The sequence below is a fragment of the Bartonella sp. P0282 genome (genome assembly GCF_048452985.1).
GTDB lineage: Bacteria > Pseudomonadota > Alphaproteobacteria > Rhizobiales > Rhizobiaceae > Bartonella > Bartonella choladocola.
The window spans coordinates 79,728-94,441 of record NZ_WTFO01000001.1 but is presented as its reverse complement, the minus strand read 5'-3'; the positions used below and the strand labels follow the sequence as shown (position 1 = coordinate 94,441).

The window sequence follows — 14,714 nt, the reverse complement described above, 5'->3', positions numbered from 1 at the left end:
GGTCGGTTTGCTGACCCTTTTTTATTTTATGTGTTTAAACGTTATATTTTGCTATTAATCTCTTAAATAGCAGAATGGAATCATAATGGCGCCTCCTCTTTTACGTCTCGATCATATTTCACTTACCTTTGGCGGTACACCATTGCTGACCGATGCCGCGCTATCGGTGTCGAATGGCGATCGTATTGCGCTTGTTGGTCGTAACGGGTCGGGTAAATCAACGCTTTTGAAAATTGCAGCCGGTCTTGTCGAACCGACAGACGGGGAAATTTTCCGGCACCCCTCGGCAACAATCCGCTATTTGCCCCAAGCGCCTGATCTTGAGGGTTTTAAAAATGTGCGTGCCTATGTCGAGGCCGGACTAGGGCCTTTGGATGATGTCCACCGTGTCAGCTATATGCTCGATCATCTGGGATTGAGCGGAGAAGAAAAACCCGACCAGCTTTCCGGCGGTGAAGCACGCCGCGCGGCATTGGCACGCGTCATTGCCCCCGCTCCCGATATTTTGCTTCTTGACGAGCCGACCAACCATCTTGATCTCACGACAATCGAATGGCTCGAAGGTGAACTCAAAACGATACGTTCAAGCATTGTATTGATTTCGCATGATCGCCGTTTTCTGGAAAATGTCTCGCAATCGACAATCTGGCTTGATCGGGGCGAAACAAAGCGCCTTGGTAAAGGCTTTGCTTTTTTCGAGGAATGGCGTGACAAGCTTCTTGAAGAAGAAGAAATCGAGCAACAAAAACTCGGCCGCCAGATTGTGCGTGAAGAGCATTGGCTGCGCTATGGTGTTACAGCGCGGCGCAAACGCAATGTGCGTCGTCTTGATGAACTGCAGAAATTGCGGCAAAAATACAAGAACTATCGCGGGCCGCAAGGCAATGCCGTTATGGAGTTGAGCGATTCACAGGAATCCGGAAAACTGGTGATCGAAGCCAAAAATATCAGCAAAGCTTACGGCGAACATGTGCTTGTCGATCATTTTTCCACCCGCATCCATCGCGGTGACCGTATCGGACTGGTTGGACCCAACGGCATTGGTAAAACAACATTGTTGTCTATGTTGAGCGGGGTTTTGACACCCGATAGCGGAACTGTAAAACTGGGTGTCAATCTCGAAATTGCCACGCTCGATCAAAAACGCTCGCTTGATGAAAATGAAACGCTCGCCCATTATTTGACCGACGGGCGCGGCGACAGTGTTATCGTCAATGGTGAGCAACGTCATGTTGTCTCCTATATGAAAGATTTTCTGTTTTCACCTGAACAGGCGCGCACACCGATCAAGGAATTGTCGGGCGGTGAAAGAGCACGGCTTATGCTGGCGCGCGTCTTGTCACGTCCTGCAAATCTTTTGATACTCGACGAACCTACAAATGACCTTGATATGGAAACACTCGATCTTTTGCAGGAACTTGTCAGCAATTTTCCGGGAACTGTTTTGCTTGTCAGCCACGATCGCGATTTTCTTGATCGTACGGTTACCAGCATTATCGCCCCTGAAGGTAACGGTCGCTGGCTTGAATATGCCGGTGGTTATAGCGATATGATTGCGCAACGAAAAGGTCGGGAAATCGAACAGAAGAAAGGCGTGAAACCGTCCTCGTCGCAAACGTCTGGCGCAGTTGAACAGGTGAAACGGGAAACAAAACAGAAGCTATCCTATAAACAGAAATACGCTTTGGAAAAATTGCCTTCGGAAATTGATGGCCTTCATCGCGACATAGCGCAGATGGAAAAAGAGTTTTCCGATCCCGACCTCTATACAAAAAATGCCAAAAGGTTCGAGGAACTTTCGCACCTTCTCGAACAAAAACGCAAAGACCTTGAAACAAAGGAAAATGAATGGCTGGAGCTTGAAATGCTGAAAGAAGAACTTGAAAAATAGCTTTGTTTAAAAGGCTGTAGGTTTCAGCTTCAAGTGAATTTCGTGTCGGTCGGGTTTTGTGTCGGTTTTCTACCGGTTTCGCGTTGGTTTTTATTTGGCGGGTGACCGGAACCCGATAAATAACCGGTGGCGCAAGGAAAAGCCGCAATCATAAAAGAAAATAGATAATAAACAAAAAAGCCTTCCCGAAAGGGAAGGCTTTAGAGTTTTCAGAAAATTCAAAAATCAGCTCATGCCAAGTGCATCTTTATAGAGCTGGATCATAGCTTCTTCTTCCTGCCGCTCGTGGTCTTCTTTTTTGCGCAAACGGATGATTGTGCGCACCGCCTTGCTGTCAAAACCACTTCCTTTAAGCTCGGCATAAACCTCTTTGATGTCGTCGGAAATTGTTTTCTTTTCTTCTTCGAGACGTTCGATACGTTCGATAAAAGACCGTAATTGGCCAACAGCCACTGCTTGTTTTTCGTCTGTCACTTCACTCATGGAAATGGCCTCCAGATAAATCGTGTTGAAACGAGTCGTTCAGTCGATCGTTCAGTTTCCTGTTGATGTCCGAGTCCGACCCCTTGAGTCAAGATGCAGGTTCCTTTTTTTCACGCCTGTTGGAAAGCCGTAAAATTTTCTAACGCAAACGTAAACGTCAATTGTCTGCTCGCGAGGGATGAAGTTGTTTCATGTGAATCTCCCGCATTTCATTTATTTTCCTGAAGAGCGGTTCGAGATAATTTGCCCATTCCCGCACACCCTCTTCACCCGCTATCAAATCCTGCCGGACTTCGATCAATATATGGGCGATGCCTTTTTTTGTACAATGGCGATACATTGTGTCACCCTTCAGCGCTCCATCATAAGGTTCGTTATCACCGACCTTGATATGTCCGATTTTGTTCAATCCTTCAAAAAGCGGATCGAATACGCGCCTGTCGCTATCCCATAAAAGGCCGATATGCCATGGGCGGGCTTTGCCCCGCCAGACAGGTGTAAACGAATGGACAGAAACAACAAAAGGGCTGTTTCCGCTTGCTTCCCCGACATTGGCGATGAGCCTTCCGATTGCCTTGTCGTAAGGCGTATAATAATTGTCGATGCGGCGTTTCCTTTCAGCCTCACCGAGTGGATAATTATGCGGAATTACCGAACCGTCGGATAGTTGCATGATAAGTGTCGGGTCATGTTCTCCGCGATTAGGGTCGATCAACAATCTTGAAAAATGGCTGATGACGGCGGGGGCTTCAAGGCGTTTGGCCAGTTCCTCGGTCAATAATTGTGCACCTATATCATAAGCGATGTGTCTTTTGAATTCGGCAGGATCAAGCCCCAGCGAACCATATTCGACCGGCAGATCGCTGCTTGCATGATCGCAAATGAGTGCGAGCCCTGCTTGCATATTGCCGGCAATTTCTTTGAAGGGATGGAAAATTTCTTTCTGTTTCATTTTTTTATCATCACTTTATAATATGATATGTTTTGAAAACCTCTGACATTGACAAAGTTTGAGAAACTACACAAAACACAATTCAAGTGCAAAAGAACAGCGGTCGGGACGAAATAAAACCGAAGGTGCCAGGAATGTTGTTGAAAAAGACTCGGATTATACTCTTCGGTGGCATGTTTGCGTTCACCTTTCTAAACGCAGCTCAGGCAGATTTTCGTGTCTGTAACACGACCCAGGAGGTTATCGGCGTTTCCATCGGATACCGTGCAAAAGTCGGCTGGATGTCCGAAGGGTGGTGGGTTGTCGGTCCGACACGTTGCAAGACGATTATTGATGGGCCTTTAACCTCGCGCTTTTATTATCTTCATGCGGAAGATGCTAAAAATCACGGGCGCTGGGATGGACCTATCAATATGTGTGTGAAGGATTCCGAATTTACCATTAATGGCGTCAATGACTGTTTTGCACGCGGCTTTCAAAAAGCCGGTTTTCAGGAAATCGATACAGGCACACAAACAAGCTGGATGGTTCAGCTAACCGAGCCTGTATCCAATAATCCGGCGTTAAATACGCCGCTTGTTACAGGAGCTCCCACAAAATGAAACGTAACCGTAAAGTAAAGATTGTTGCTACGCTCGGACCTGCATCGTCTGACGAAAACATGATTGAAAAGCTTTTTTTAGCGGGAGTTGACGTTTTTCGTATCAATATGAGTCATGCCGATCATGACACAATGCGCTCTCTCGTAAAAATCATTCGCAATATCGAGAAAAAGCAGGGGCGGCCAATCGGCATTCTTGCCGATTTGCAGGGGCCGAAATTACGTGTGGGAGAATTTGCAAAAGGTAAAGTCGATCTTGTTGTCGGGCAAACTTTCACGCTCGATAATAAGGATATTCCGGGTGATAATACGCGCGTCTATCTGCCCCATAAGGAAATTTTCGACGCCGTCAAGCCCGGTGAACGCCTGCTCATTGATGATGGAAAGCTCCAGCTTCTTGCTCAAAAATGTACACATGAATCCATTGAATGTAAGGTTGTGGCGGGAAACCATATTTCCGACCGTAAAGGGGTAAGTCTGCCCGACACACTGCTCGGTGTCGGCGCAATGACCGAAAAAGACCATAAAGATCTTCTGGCGGTTCTTGAACAGCCGATCGACTGGATTGCGCTTTCCTTTATCCAGCGTCCTGAAGATATTGCCGAAGCGCGTAAAATTTCCAAAGGAAAAGTGGCGATTCTTTCAAAAATCGAAAAGCCGCAAGCCGTTCGCAGAATCAACGAAATTGTCGATTTATCCGACGCGGTTATGGTGGCGCGTGGTGATCTTGGTGTCGAAATGCCGTTGGAAGCCGTGCCCGGTATCCAGATGGATATTATCAAATTGTGCCGACGCGCTGGCAAGCCGGTCGTCGTCGCAACGCAAATGCTTGAATCCATGATTACTGCACCTGTTCCCACCCGTGCAGAAGTTTCCGATGTTGCAACGGCCGTTTATGAGGGGGCCGATGCCATTATGCTTTCGGCTGAATCGGCTGCCGGTGCTTATCCGGAAGAAGCTGTACGTACGATGGATAAAATTGCTTGCAAGATCGAACGGGATTCCAATTATGAACCGATGATCGACGCCCAACATCCTGCACCCGAACCAACCGGCGCCGATGCAATTTCGCTCGCCGCAAGGCAGATTGCCGAAACGCTCAATCTTTCGGCTATTGTTGCTTATACGGCCTCCGGTGCAACAGGTATACGCGCATCCCGTGAACGGCCGATACCATCCATCATTGCTCTTTCACCCATTACCGAAACGGCACGGCGTCTTGCCCTTGTCTGGGGGCTTCATTGTGTTGTCACGGAAGACGCTCACAATCTTGACGATATGGTCGAAAGAGCCGCTGCCATTGCACTACGGGAAGGCTATAGCGTTCCCGGCGACAGAATTATCGTAACGGCCGGCGTGCCACTCGGAACACCGGGTGCAACCAATATGTTGCGTATTGCCTATGTCGCCAAGGAAGATGGTAAACGCAGATAATCTGTCTGCGTCAATTTCTTAATGAATATCAACTCTGCGGCGGAAGCTGAAAAGCCTGTTCCGTCGCAGAGTGTAAGCTTGTGATGAACGATCAGGCTTGCTGTCTTCATGTGGTTCACGAGCGCAAGACGAAGATAGAGAAATCTCAGGACATGAAGCGGGCGGAACAGGGCGCTTGGTATCGGGGCATAGCATCACGGATAATATGAAGAAAAAGGCTGACGATTATTGTGTGGAGCCCGACAATTATGCGAAGCCTTGCGATTGCGTGGAACCCGCCGGTTAAAAACAATCTGCCGCAATAACAGCGAGAAAATGCAGTATTTTACAGCTTGAAACCAAAAGCGGATTATCAAATAACAGAACCGGTTTCTGCTTGTTTTGAAATATTTTTGAACAACCGCCAAATCTTTTAAAAATAATAATGAAAAATTATTCTTCAGGTGGGGTCAAGAATTTACTTGTCGTCTTTAGAAGTTTGCTTGTTTATTTTTTTGGGGGGGGTCTTGTCTAATTCACCGGTTGCTTGTCTATTTCATCGGTTGCTTGTCTGTTATATTTTCAAAAAAGTTGGACCATCCAATTTTTTAAAAGATGTGTTTCTTCAATTTTCAATGTCACTTGTTGAAGAAACAAACACACAAGCTCAAGACCGGTATGACCGGTTTATTGATTTTTGACAAGCTGGCGGGCAAGAGCGTCAATATGATTGGCTGCCCTGTCAATGGCTTTGGCAGCAACTGTTTCATAACGTTGGCAAGCATCGGCCAATTGGTTATTTTCTTGTTGTAGAGTTTCGTTTTCCTGTTTCAGATTGTTTAGCTGACGCCGCGCTTCATCAAGTTCATCCATGACCATGATGCCGGCCATGACAGAAAGACGGTGGTCGCCGATTTCGCCGAAATTGGATTTTAAATGGCTGATATACTGGTCAAGCTGATGGGCGAGACCGGCGAGATGTTCTTCTTCGCCTTCGTCGCAAGCCATTCGGTAGGTTTTGCCATCAATAGTAACTGAAACAGTTGCCATATTTATTTGCCCTTTACCGGTCAACCACAGTGCGTATCGTTTCCATTGCAGTAATAAGGCGGCGTGATACTTCCTTATTGGCTTGTTCAAGACGTTCGGCACGTGATTCAGATGTATCAAGTGCTTGCGCCAGACGGCTGCGATCTGCATTCATGCGCTGGATTTCTTCTTCGAGTTCGCTAGTGTCATATGAATCTTTATTGTCATTGACAACGGCATTTTCAAGCGTTTTAAGAGCGTTTTCCAGACGATTGATCGCTTGATCGAGAATTGATGTGTCTTGTGGCATCGAGTTCCGGATCCTTTTTGTAAAATGTAACTTTAAAAACGAATCATTCCGGTAAATTTTATCCTGTTTTTGCTATTCTTAAATGTCTTCCGGCTTTGTGGCAAGAAATCCACCGTATCAAAGCTGGTGACAGTGGGATTTTATTGACTCACACCGTTTAAGTGATATTTGTCAGAAGAAGCATTAGACCGAATTTAATAGCGATCAAAGAGTAGCCGATTCTCATGAAAAATAATGACAAGCAGAACCAGATGGCCAATGCTATCCGTTTTCTATCTATAGATGCAATCGAGAAAGCAAATTCCGGGCATCCGGGGCTTCCGATGGGAGCTGCCGATATTGCAACCGTTCTTTACACAAAATTTCTCGCTCATGACCCGAAGAAGCCGAATTGGCCCAATCGCGACCGTTTTGTTCTTTCGGCAGGTCATGGCTCCATGCTGCTTTATTCGGCTATGTATTTGTCCGGCTACGAGGATGTCACAATTGACGAGATAAAAAATTTTCGTCAGCTTGGTGCAAAAACTGCCGGTCATCCCGAATATCGTCATATCAACGGTATTGAAACGACAACCGGTCCATTGGGGCAGGGAATAGCCAATGCTGTCGGTATGGCACTTGGCGAGCGGATCATGAATGCACGCTGGGGAGATTTGGTCGACCATTACACCTATGTGCTTGCCGGTGACGGCTGCCTCATGGAAGGCATTTCGCAAGAAGCCATTGCTTTCGCCGGTCATATGAAGCTGAACAAGCTTATTCTCCTTTGGGACAATAACCAGATTTCGATTGATGGTGCGATCTCCGTTTCCGATAATACCGATCAATGTGCACGCTTTGAAGCCTGTCAATGGAATACAATCAAAGTCGACGGGCACGATCAGGATGCGATTGCCAAAGCAATCGAGAAAGCAAAATCATCCGACAAACCGACTTTGATCTCGTGCCGGACAACAATCGGTTTCGGCTCTCCCCATAAAGCGGGAACCAACAAGGTTCACGGTTCGCCTCTCGGTCAAGAGGAAGTTGCCGAAACGCGCAAAGCATTGGGCTGGGAAAGCGAGCCTTTTGTGGTTCCTGCCGAAATTCTTGATAGCTGGCGTCTTGCAGGCCTCAACGCCGCAAAGAAACGTCAGGAATGGGACAAGAAGCTTGAAGCACTTGATCCGCAACAACGTGCCGAATTCGACCGTTTGATGCGGGGTGATCTTCCGGGTAATTTTGACAATGTCATTAGCGAGTACAAGAAGAAGCTGGCCGCAGAGCAGCCGAAGGTGGCAACGCGTGTCGCTTCGCAAATGGCACTTGAAGTTATTAACGGGGCGGTCAACGAAACAATTGGTGGATCAGCCGATTTGACAGGCTCCAACAACACCAAAACAAGCCAGACCAATGATATTACGCCAGAAGATTTTTCCGGTCGTTATATCCATTATGGTATTCGTGAACATGCAATGGCCGCGATTATGAACGGCTTGTCGCTTTATGGCGGCATTATCCCTTATTCGGGGACGTTTTTGTGTTTTTCCGATTATGCCCGCCCGTCGATGCGGCTTTCATCATTGATGGGAATTCGTGTCATTTATGTCATGACACATGATTCGATTGGTCTGGGGGAAGATGGGCCTACCCACCAGCCGGTTGAACATCTTGCAAGTTTGAGAGCAATTCCCAATCATCTGGTTTTCCGTCCCGCCGATGTTGTTGAAACGGCCGAATGCTGGCAATTGGCGCTGAAATCCAAAACGACACCATCCACTTTGGCGCTGACCCGTCAAGGATTGCCGACCTTGCGGAAAAACTATGAAGAAGATAATCTCTCGGCACTGGGTGCTTACGAACTGATGACGGCAAGTGACGATGCGAAAGTCACAATCTTTGCATCGGGTTCGGAAGTGGAAATTGCGGTAAAGGCGCGTGAAGTGCTTGAAGCGAAGGGAATTCCTACAAGAGTGGTATCTGTCCCTTGTTTTGAGCTTTTCGAGCACCAAGTAGAGTCTTATAAAACAGCATTGATAGGCAATGCTCCGGTAAATATCGCTGTAGAAGCAGCTATTCGACAAGGGTGGGATCGTTTTATTGGCCGAGATGGTGTATTTATAGGGATGACCGGTTTTGGTGCGAGCGGTCCTATCGACGCACTTTACAAACATTTCGGGATCACTCCCGAAGCCGTCGTTGCAGCGGCGGAAGCAAAGCTTTAATATTCAAATATCTCAATTAAAGGGAGAGATAATATGGCAGTACGTGTAGCAATCAACGGATTTGGACGTATTGGGCGCAATGTTGTGCGCGCAATCATTGAAAGTGGTCGCAAAGATATTGACATTGTTGCAGTTAACGATCTGGGGCCTGTTGAAACAAATGCCCATCTGTTGCGCTATGATTCGGTCCATGGACGTTTCCCCCATGAAGTAAAGGTAGCGGGTGATACCATTGATGCGGGCTGCGGGCCGATCAAGGTCACGGCTGCACGTGATCCCGAACAATTGCCATGGAAAGAACTTGGCATTGATATTGCTTTGGAATGCACCGGTATTTTTACCGCCCGCGAAAAAGCTGCTGCCCATCTTGATGCAGGTGCCAAGCGTGTTATCGTTTCCGCACCGTCAAAAGGCGCTGATCTGACAGTTGTCTATGGCGTTAATCATGACAAGCTGACAAAAGAGCACAAGGTCATTTCCAATGGATCTTGCACCACCAATTGCCTTGCTCCGGTTGCCCATGTTCTCAACAAAACTGTCGGCATTGAAAAAGGCTTTATGACAACCATTCACTCTTACACCGGCGATCAACCGACTTTGGATAAATTGCACAAAGATCTTTACCGTGCACGCGCTGCCGCTTTGTCGATGATTCCGACATCTACCGGTGCTGCCAAGGCCGTTGGCCTGGTCTTGCCGGAACTTGACGGCAAGCTTGATGGCGTTGCTATCCGTGTTCCGACTCCGAATGTTTCGGTTGTCGACTTTACCTTTATTGCAAAGCGTCCGGTTACGCCGGAAGAAATCAATGAAGAAATCCGTGCTGCTGCAAATGGACCTTTGAAGGGTATCCTCGGCTATACCGATGAAAAACTCGTCAGCCACGATTTCAACCATGATCCACATTCGTCGGTTTTCCATACCGAGCAAACACGCGTTATGGATGGAACATTCGTTCGTATTCTTTCCTGGTACGATAATGAGTGGGGCTTCTCCAACCGTATGGCTGATGTTGCTGTCGCTTTTGCAAAAACCATCTAATAGAACGATGGGGGCGCGAGCCCCCGTTTTCTTTTGAAAAGCGGGGCTTTGTCGATTGTCAGGTCAAGGCCTTGCTATAAAAAGTAAATGAGCGGACCGTTTATGAAAAAAGAACGGCCATGTCTTGAAAATCTGGAGAAAAATATGGCTTTTCGCACCCTTGATGATGTTGACGTAAAATCCAAACGCGTTCTTTTGCGTGTTGACCTCAATGTTCCTGTCACAGACGGAAAGGTCACAGATGCAACCCGCATCGAGCGGGTAAAACCGACCATCAACGAATTGAGTAGAAAAGGTGCAAAAGTTATTTTGCTTGCCCATTTCGGGCGTCCGAAAGGCAAAGTCGTTGCCGAATTTTCGCTGAAGCAAATTGTTCCGACCGTGGAGAAAGTCCTTGGCAAAACAGTAGGTTTTGCCGAAGATTGTATCGGTGAAAAAGCAAAAGCCGCAGTCGATGCCATGAAAGATGGCGATGTTGTCCTTTTGGAGAATACGCGCTTCCATGAAGGCGAAGAAAAGAACGATCCGGCATTTGTAAAAGCATTGGCTGAAAATGGCGATATTTATGTCAATGATGCGTTTTCCGCTGCTCACCGTGCCCATGCTTCAACGGAAGGGCTTGCCCATTTGTTGCCAGCCTATGCCGGACGCTCCATGCAGATGGAACTCGAAGCACTTGAAAAAGGACTTGGCCATCCGGCGCATCCGGTTGTAGCCATTGTTGGCGGAGCCAAAGTTTCTACGAAGATTGATCTTCTGAACAATCTGATAGAAAAAGTGGACGCACTTATTATCGGCGGTGGCATGGCCAATACGTTTCTTGCAGCCGAAGGTTTAAGCGTTGGAAAATCGCTCTGCGAACACGACCTTGGCGAAACAGCCCGCGCTATCATGACCAAGGCGAAGACCGAAAATTGTTCGATCATTTTGCCGGTTGATGCCATTGTTGCCGAAAGCTTTGAAGCAAACTCGCCCAATCATCGTTATGGAATTGACTCCATTCCGGCCGATGGAATGATCCTTGATATTGGTGAAAATTCTGTCGAACGTATCAATGCAGCAATTGACGATGCTGCAACCATTGTCTGGAACGGGCCACTTGGCGCTTTTGAACTTCATCCTTTCGATGCGGGTACAGTTGCTGTTGCCAAACGTGTCGCTGCCCGCACAAAACAGAAAAAACTCGTTTCTATTGCTGGCGGTGGGGATACCGTGTCGGCGCTGCACCATGCCGGTGTCGCTTCCGATTTCACTTATATCTCGACAGCCGGCGGAGCCTTTCTCGAATGGATGGAAGGCAAGCCTTTGCCGGGTATTCTGGCTTTGGAAAAATAGGTTTAAAATGCGGGGAGAGAGAGTTTTCTTTTTTAAAGAATTTTCCGCCTGCAAATTCAGGTAAACGAAACGGAGGTTTGTCCGTTTCACTTTGAATATTATTATTTTAATGTCTGGCTATTAGAACAGAGGAGCCGCCCCAATGAGTGAACGTATTGAGGATATCGCAATTGCTATGACAGCAGGAGGAAAAGGTCTGCTTGCTGCTGATGAAAGCACCAGTACGATTAAAAAACGTTTTGATGCGATCAAGCTTGAATCGACCGAAGAAAACCGCCGCGACTATCGTGAGATGTTGTTCACGACTAAAGAAGCTATGGAAAAATATATTTCCGGCGTCATCCTTTATGATGAAACAATCCGCCAAAAAGCTTCCGACGGCCGCATGTTGACCGATATAATCAAAGCGGCCGGTTCAATTCCCGGTATCAAGGTTGACGAAGGGGCAAAACCGCTTGCCGGTTTCCCTGATGAAACGATCACCGAAGGACTTGACGGTTTGCGTGGACGTTTGAAGGAATATTATGAATTGGGTGCCCGTTTTGCCAAATGGCGCGGCGTTATTGCTATTGATAGCAATAAATTCCCGACATGGGGTGCTGTAAGGCAAAATGCACAGGCCTTGGCACGCTATGCCGCACTTTGTCAGGAAGCACAGATTGTGCCGATTGTAGAGCCGGAAATCCTGATGGATGGCAAGCCCGGAGACCATTCGATCGACCGTTGCTATGAAGTAACAGAACATGTCTTGAGAACAGTTTTCGACGAGCTATTTGCCGCCCGCGTCAAGATGGAAGGCATGATTTTGAAACCCAATATGGTGATTGATGGCAAAAAAGCCCGTAAAGCTTCGGTCGAAGAAGTTGCAGAAAAAACAGTTCGTGTTTTGAAGACGACAGTTCCTTCGGCTGTTCCCGGAATTGCATTCCTTTCCGGCGGTCAATCGGACGAAGAAGCAACGGCCCATCTTTCGGCAATCAACGCAATCGGCAATCTCCCGTGGAAGGTAACATTCTCTTACGGGCGCGCTTTGCAAGCTGCTGCTATCGCGGCCTGGGGCGGTAAAAAGCAGAATGTTGCAGCCGGACAAAAGGCTTTTGCCCACCGTGCAAAGATGAACTATCTTGCAGCACTTGGCAAATGGACCAAAAAAGACGAACAAACGGCCTGATTTTCAAAAATAGAATTATAAGAGTTTCAAAAAGCCCGAAGCACTTGTTTCGGGCTTTTATTATAAAAGTGTATCATATTTGTTACAGATTATCTTTTAAAAACGCCTTAGAAATAAAAACACTATTAAAAACTTGAATAGATTCTTCAAGTTTGTATAGATGCATCAGAATTTCTATTTGCTCGTCGGGATTTGCATGGACATGACGGGCTTGCTAAGTGAGAGGTCCATGACAGACAGTCAATACATTATCGACAGGTTCGATAAGTAACTTTTCGGGGCAATGATGAATAAATTATTTCAGGCATTCATGGTAACTTCAGCGGTTATCGCAATTCAAACAACAGCGGCAAAGGCAGCCGATGTCGCCTTGCCGGAAGCTGAGCCGGTCGAATATGTCCGTGTCTGCGACGCTTATGGCGAAGGGTATTTCTATATTCCGGGCACCGATACATGTTTGAAACTGGGTGGTTTTGTCTATGCGCAGGCGAAGGGTGGTGACGATGTTTATGCCCGTTCGCGTGACGAACGTAATATGAAAACCTGGCGCGATGAAGTCCGTGCCCATTTGCTCGTAGCAACAGCTTCCGAAACCGAACTCGGAACCCTGAAAACACATATCGAGTTACGTTCCGATTTTGACGACGGCACGGATTCATCTTCGTCGGAATTGCGTTTCGGTTATATCGAACTCGGCGGTTTGCATATCGGTGTTGATGAATCGGCATTGAATACATTCTTCGATTATTATGGCAACTTCATCAATGATGACGTTATCTTGGGCGGCGCCTATCGTACCAATATGATCCAGTACCAATATGCTTTCAGCAGTGGTCTGACGGCAATGGTTTCAATCGAGCAGGGCGGCGACGAAGATACCGACTTCAACGGAACGATAGAAGATTACACCCCCGATGTTGTGGCCGGTTTGAAGTTTGAACAAGGTTGGGGATCAATTACAGGTGCCGGTGCTTACGATGCCGTAAATGAAGCCTGGATTGGCAAGGCAAAAGTCAACCTGAAGATTACCGACGCATTCAATATCTGGGTTATGGGTGCCTATAAGGATTTGAAAGACACCTATTATGAGGACATCGACGATAAAGATTCCATCATCCGCGACGGTCGTCGCGGTATCCGCGCTGTCGACAGTTTCTACGGTACATGGGGCGGAAAATGGGTTGGCTGGCTCGGCGCTTCTTATAAATTCACGCCGAAAACAACAGGAAACTTCCAGTTGTCTTATGAAGGTGTAGGCAATACCTACACAGCCGCCAATGTCGCTTATGAAATGCTTCCCGGTCTTACCGTTATGCCGGAAGTCAACTATCGTAAATGGAATGATGTCCATTCAGATTTGCACGATCAGGATGCTATCGGCGGCGCTATCCGTATTCAACGCGACTTCTAAACCGTCAAATATCGCTGGTAAAAAGCCCCTTCACGGGGCTTTTTGCATTTTATAAGCAGATTAAGCAGCTTTTTGCGTTTTATTAGCAGAATTTTATCGACATCGGCGGGCAATAATAAACTTCGGTATTTCCATTGTTAAAACCGGCACAATTCGATTTTTAAACCGGTCAGTCCGGTTGTTGCACATCTTGCCGACACCGCTAGAAAAACATATTTAAAAAAAATTATGATTAGTAATAAAAGTATAATTTTTATTTTAAATAGCTATATATAGTGTAAAATAGATACTGAAATATTATTCAGTGAACAGTAAACTATTTATATAACTAATAAAAATAATTATAATAAAAGTTATAAAGAACATATAACTATAAAATAAAAAATGATTATTCATGTTATTATCATAAAATGATATAGATTTTGAAATATAAACGAAATATCGTTTATATCGCTATTTTATAGGATCGACCTTTCTATGGGCGGATATAGGCGGCGAAACAGCAAGTGAAGCCGGTGTGCAGAAACAATTTTGCAGAAAAGAAAAACAATAGGAGGCCGCCGAAAAGACCGCATGAGGAAGTTGAGAAGACGCTAGCAGGATGGGAAAGCTATCGCAGGTTGGGCGGGCGATAGCGGATTGGGGGGACTGTAGCGAGAGCGAGGACAGTAGCCGGATGCAACGACATTAGCGGAACGGGCGGCTATAACTCGTTGGGCGGCGGGGAGAGGATGGGGACTGTAGCAAGAGCGAGGATAGTAGCCGGATGCGACGACATTAGCAGAATGGGCGGCTATAACTCGTTGGGCGGCGGGGAGAGGATGGGGACTGTAGCAAGAGCGAGGATAGTAGCCGGATGCGACGACATTAGCG

Annotated in this window: 12 protein-coding genes and 1 pseudogene; 9 read left to right on the top strand and 4 right to left on the bottom strand. The window is 46.8% G+C overall.

Annotated features, from left to right (window positions below; translation table 11 throughout):
* Positions 1 to 85: 85 nt before the first annotated feature.
* Positions 86 to 1,571: pseudogene (locus tag GQS64_RS00480) on the top strand (ABC-F family ATP-binding cassette domain-containing protein); the annotation flags it as partial.
* Complete coding sequence (locus GQS64_RS00475) at positions 1,550 to 1,891, top strand: hypothetical protein (RefSeq protein ID WP_418214886.1); 342 nt, start codon at positions 1,550 to 1,552, stop codon at positions 1,889 to 1,891. The pseudogene GQS64_RS00480 and the gene GQS64_RS00475, both read left to right, overlap by 22 nt.
* A gap of 225 nt (positions 1,892 to 2,116) precedes the next feature.
* Here GQS64_RS00475 and GQS64_RS00470 read toward each other — a convergent pair whose 3' ends face one another.
* The gene (locus GQS64_RS00470) at positions 2,117 to 2,374 is read right to left on the bottom strand and encodes a DUF2312 domain-containing protein (protein WP_075869337.1); all 258 of its coding nucleotides are present in this window, start codon (positions 2,372 to 2,374) and stop codon (positions 2,117 to 2,119) included.
* 157 nt (positions 2,375 to 2,531) lie between these two features.
* Positions 2,532 to 3,326 (bottom strand): N-formylglutamate amidohydrolase, encoded by a 795-nt coding sequence (locus GQS64_RS00465; RefSeq protein ID WP_198230312.1) that lies wholly within the window; start codon positions 3,324 to 3,326, stop codon positions 2,532 to 2,534.
* 134 nt (positions 3,327 to 3,460) lie between these two features.
* Between GQS64_RS00465 and GQS64_RS00460 the strand changes: the two genes are divergently transcribed.
* Entirely contained in the window at positions 3,461 to 3,928 is a 468-nt protein-coding gene (locus tag GQS64_RS00460; protein WP_077994022.1) for a DUF1036 domain-containing protein, read from the top strand.
* Complete coding sequence (pyk, locus tag GQS64_RS00455; protein WP_077994020.1) at positions 3,925 to 5,361, top strand: pyruvate kinase; 1,437 nt, start codon at positions 3,925 to 3,927, stop codon at positions 5,359 to 5,361. Before GQS64_RS00460 ends, pyk begins: the two co-directional genes overlap by 4 nt.
* A gap of 666 nt (positions 5,362 to 6,027) precedes the next feature.
* Here the strand turns inward: pyk and GQS64_RS00450 are convergent.
* Positions 6,028 to 6,390, bottom strand: coding sequence for a cell division protein ZapA (locus tag GQS64_RS00450; RefSeq protein WP_077994019.1), 363 nt, complete (start codon positions 6,388 to 6,390; stop codon positions 6,028 to 6,030).
* Between the two features lie 13 nt (positions 6,391 to 6,403).
* The gene (locus GQS64_RS00445; RefSeq protein ID WP_075869331.1) at positions 6,404 to 6,679 is read right to left on the bottom strand and encodes a DUF4164 domain-containing protein; all 276 of its coding nucleotides are present in this window, start codon (positions 6,677 to 6,679) and stop codon (positions 6,404 to 6,406) included.
* Between the two features lie 224 nt (positions 6,680 to 6,903).
* Between GQS64_RS00445 and tkt the strand changes: the two genes are divergently transcribed.
* From tkt to GQS64_RS00420, 5 genes are all read left to right on the top strand, one after another.
* Positions 6,904 to 8,883, top strand: a complete 1,980-nt coding sequence (gene tkt, locus GQS64_RS00440) for a transketolase (protein ID WP_077994017.1) — start codon at positions 6,904 to 6,906, stop codon at positions 8,881 to 8,883.
* Positions 8,884 to 8,916: 33 nt separating this feature from the next.
* Positions 8,917 to 9,924: a type I glyceraldehyde-3-phosphate dehydrogenase gene (gene gap, locus GQS64_RS00435; protein ID WP_198230311.1), complete on the top strand. Its 1,008-nt coding sequence runs from the start codon at positions 8,917 to 8,919 to the stop codon at positions 9,922 to 9,924.
* 144 nt (positions 9,925 to 10,068) lie between these two features.
* On the top strand, positions 10,069 to 11,259 hold the full coding sequence (locus GQS64_RS00430) for a phosphoglycerate kinase (protein WP_077994015.1): 1,191 nt from the start codon (positions 10,069 to 10,071) through the stop codon (positions 11,257 to 11,259).
* Positions 11,260 to 11,401: 142 nt separating this feature from the next.
* Positions 11,402 to 12,430, top strand: a complete 1,029-nt coding sequence (locus GQS64_RS00425; RefSeq protein ID WP_077994014.1) for a class I fructose-bisphosphate aldolase — start codon at positions 11,402 to 11,404, stop codon at positions 12,428 to 12,430.
* A gap of 310 nt (positions 12,431 to 12,740) precedes the next feature.
* The gene (locus tag GQS64_RS00420) at positions 12,741 to 13,841 is read left to right on the top strand and encodes a porin (RefSeq protein ID WP_246798475.1); all 1,101 of its coding nucleotides are present in this window, start codon (positions 12,741 to 12,743) and stop codon (positions 13,839 to 13,841) included.
* The last annotated feature ends 873 nt before the right edge of the window (positions 13,842 to 14,714 follow it).

Coding starts and splice junctions, on each gene's coding strand:
- GQS64_RS00475 (WP_418214886.1), top strand. CDS start 1,550: ATGATTGCGCAACGAAAAGGTCGGGAAATCGAACAGAAGAAAGGCGTG.
- GQS64_RS00470 (WP_075869337.1), bottom strand. CDS start 2,374: ATGAGTGAAGTGACAGACGAAAAACAAGCAGTGGCTGTTGGCCAATTA.
- GQS64_RS00465 (WP_198230312.1), bottom strand. CDS start 3,326: ATGAAACAGAAAGAAATTTTCCATCCCTTCAAAGAAATTGCCGGCAAT.
- GQS64_RS00460 (WP_077994022.1), top strand. CDS start 3,461: ATGTTGTTGAAAAAGACTCGGATTATACTCTTCGGTGGCATGTTTGCG.
- pyk (WP_077994020.1), top strand. CDS start 3,925: ATGAAACGTAACCGTAAAGTAAAGATTGTTGCTACGCTCGGACCTGCA.
- GQS64_RS00450 (WP_077994019.1), bottom strand. CDS start 6,390: ATGGCAACTGTTTCAGTTACTATTGATGGCAAAACCTACCGAATGGCT.
- GQS64_RS00445 (WP_075869331.1), bottom strand. CDS start 6,679: ATGCCACAAGACACATCAATTCTCGATCAAGCGATCAATCGTCTGGAA.
- tkt (WP_077994017.1), top strand. CDS start 6,904: ATGAAAAATAATGACAAGCAGAACCAGATGGCCAATGCTATCCGTTTT.
- gap (WP_198230311.1), top strand. CDS start 8,917: ATGGCAGTACGTGTAGCAATCAACGGATTTGGACGTATTGGGCGCAAT.
- GQS64_RS00430 (WP_077994015.1), top strand. CDS start 10,069: ATGGCTTTTCGCACCCTTGATGATGTTGACGTAAAATCCAAACGCGTT.
- GQS64_RS00425 (WP_077994014.1), top strand. CDS start 11,402: ATGAGTGAACGTATTGAGGATATCGCAATTGCTATGACAGCAGGAGGA.
- GQS64_RS00420 (WP_246798475.1), top strand. CDS start 12,741: ATGGTAACTTCAGCGGTTATCGCAATTCAAACAACAGCGGCAAAGGCA.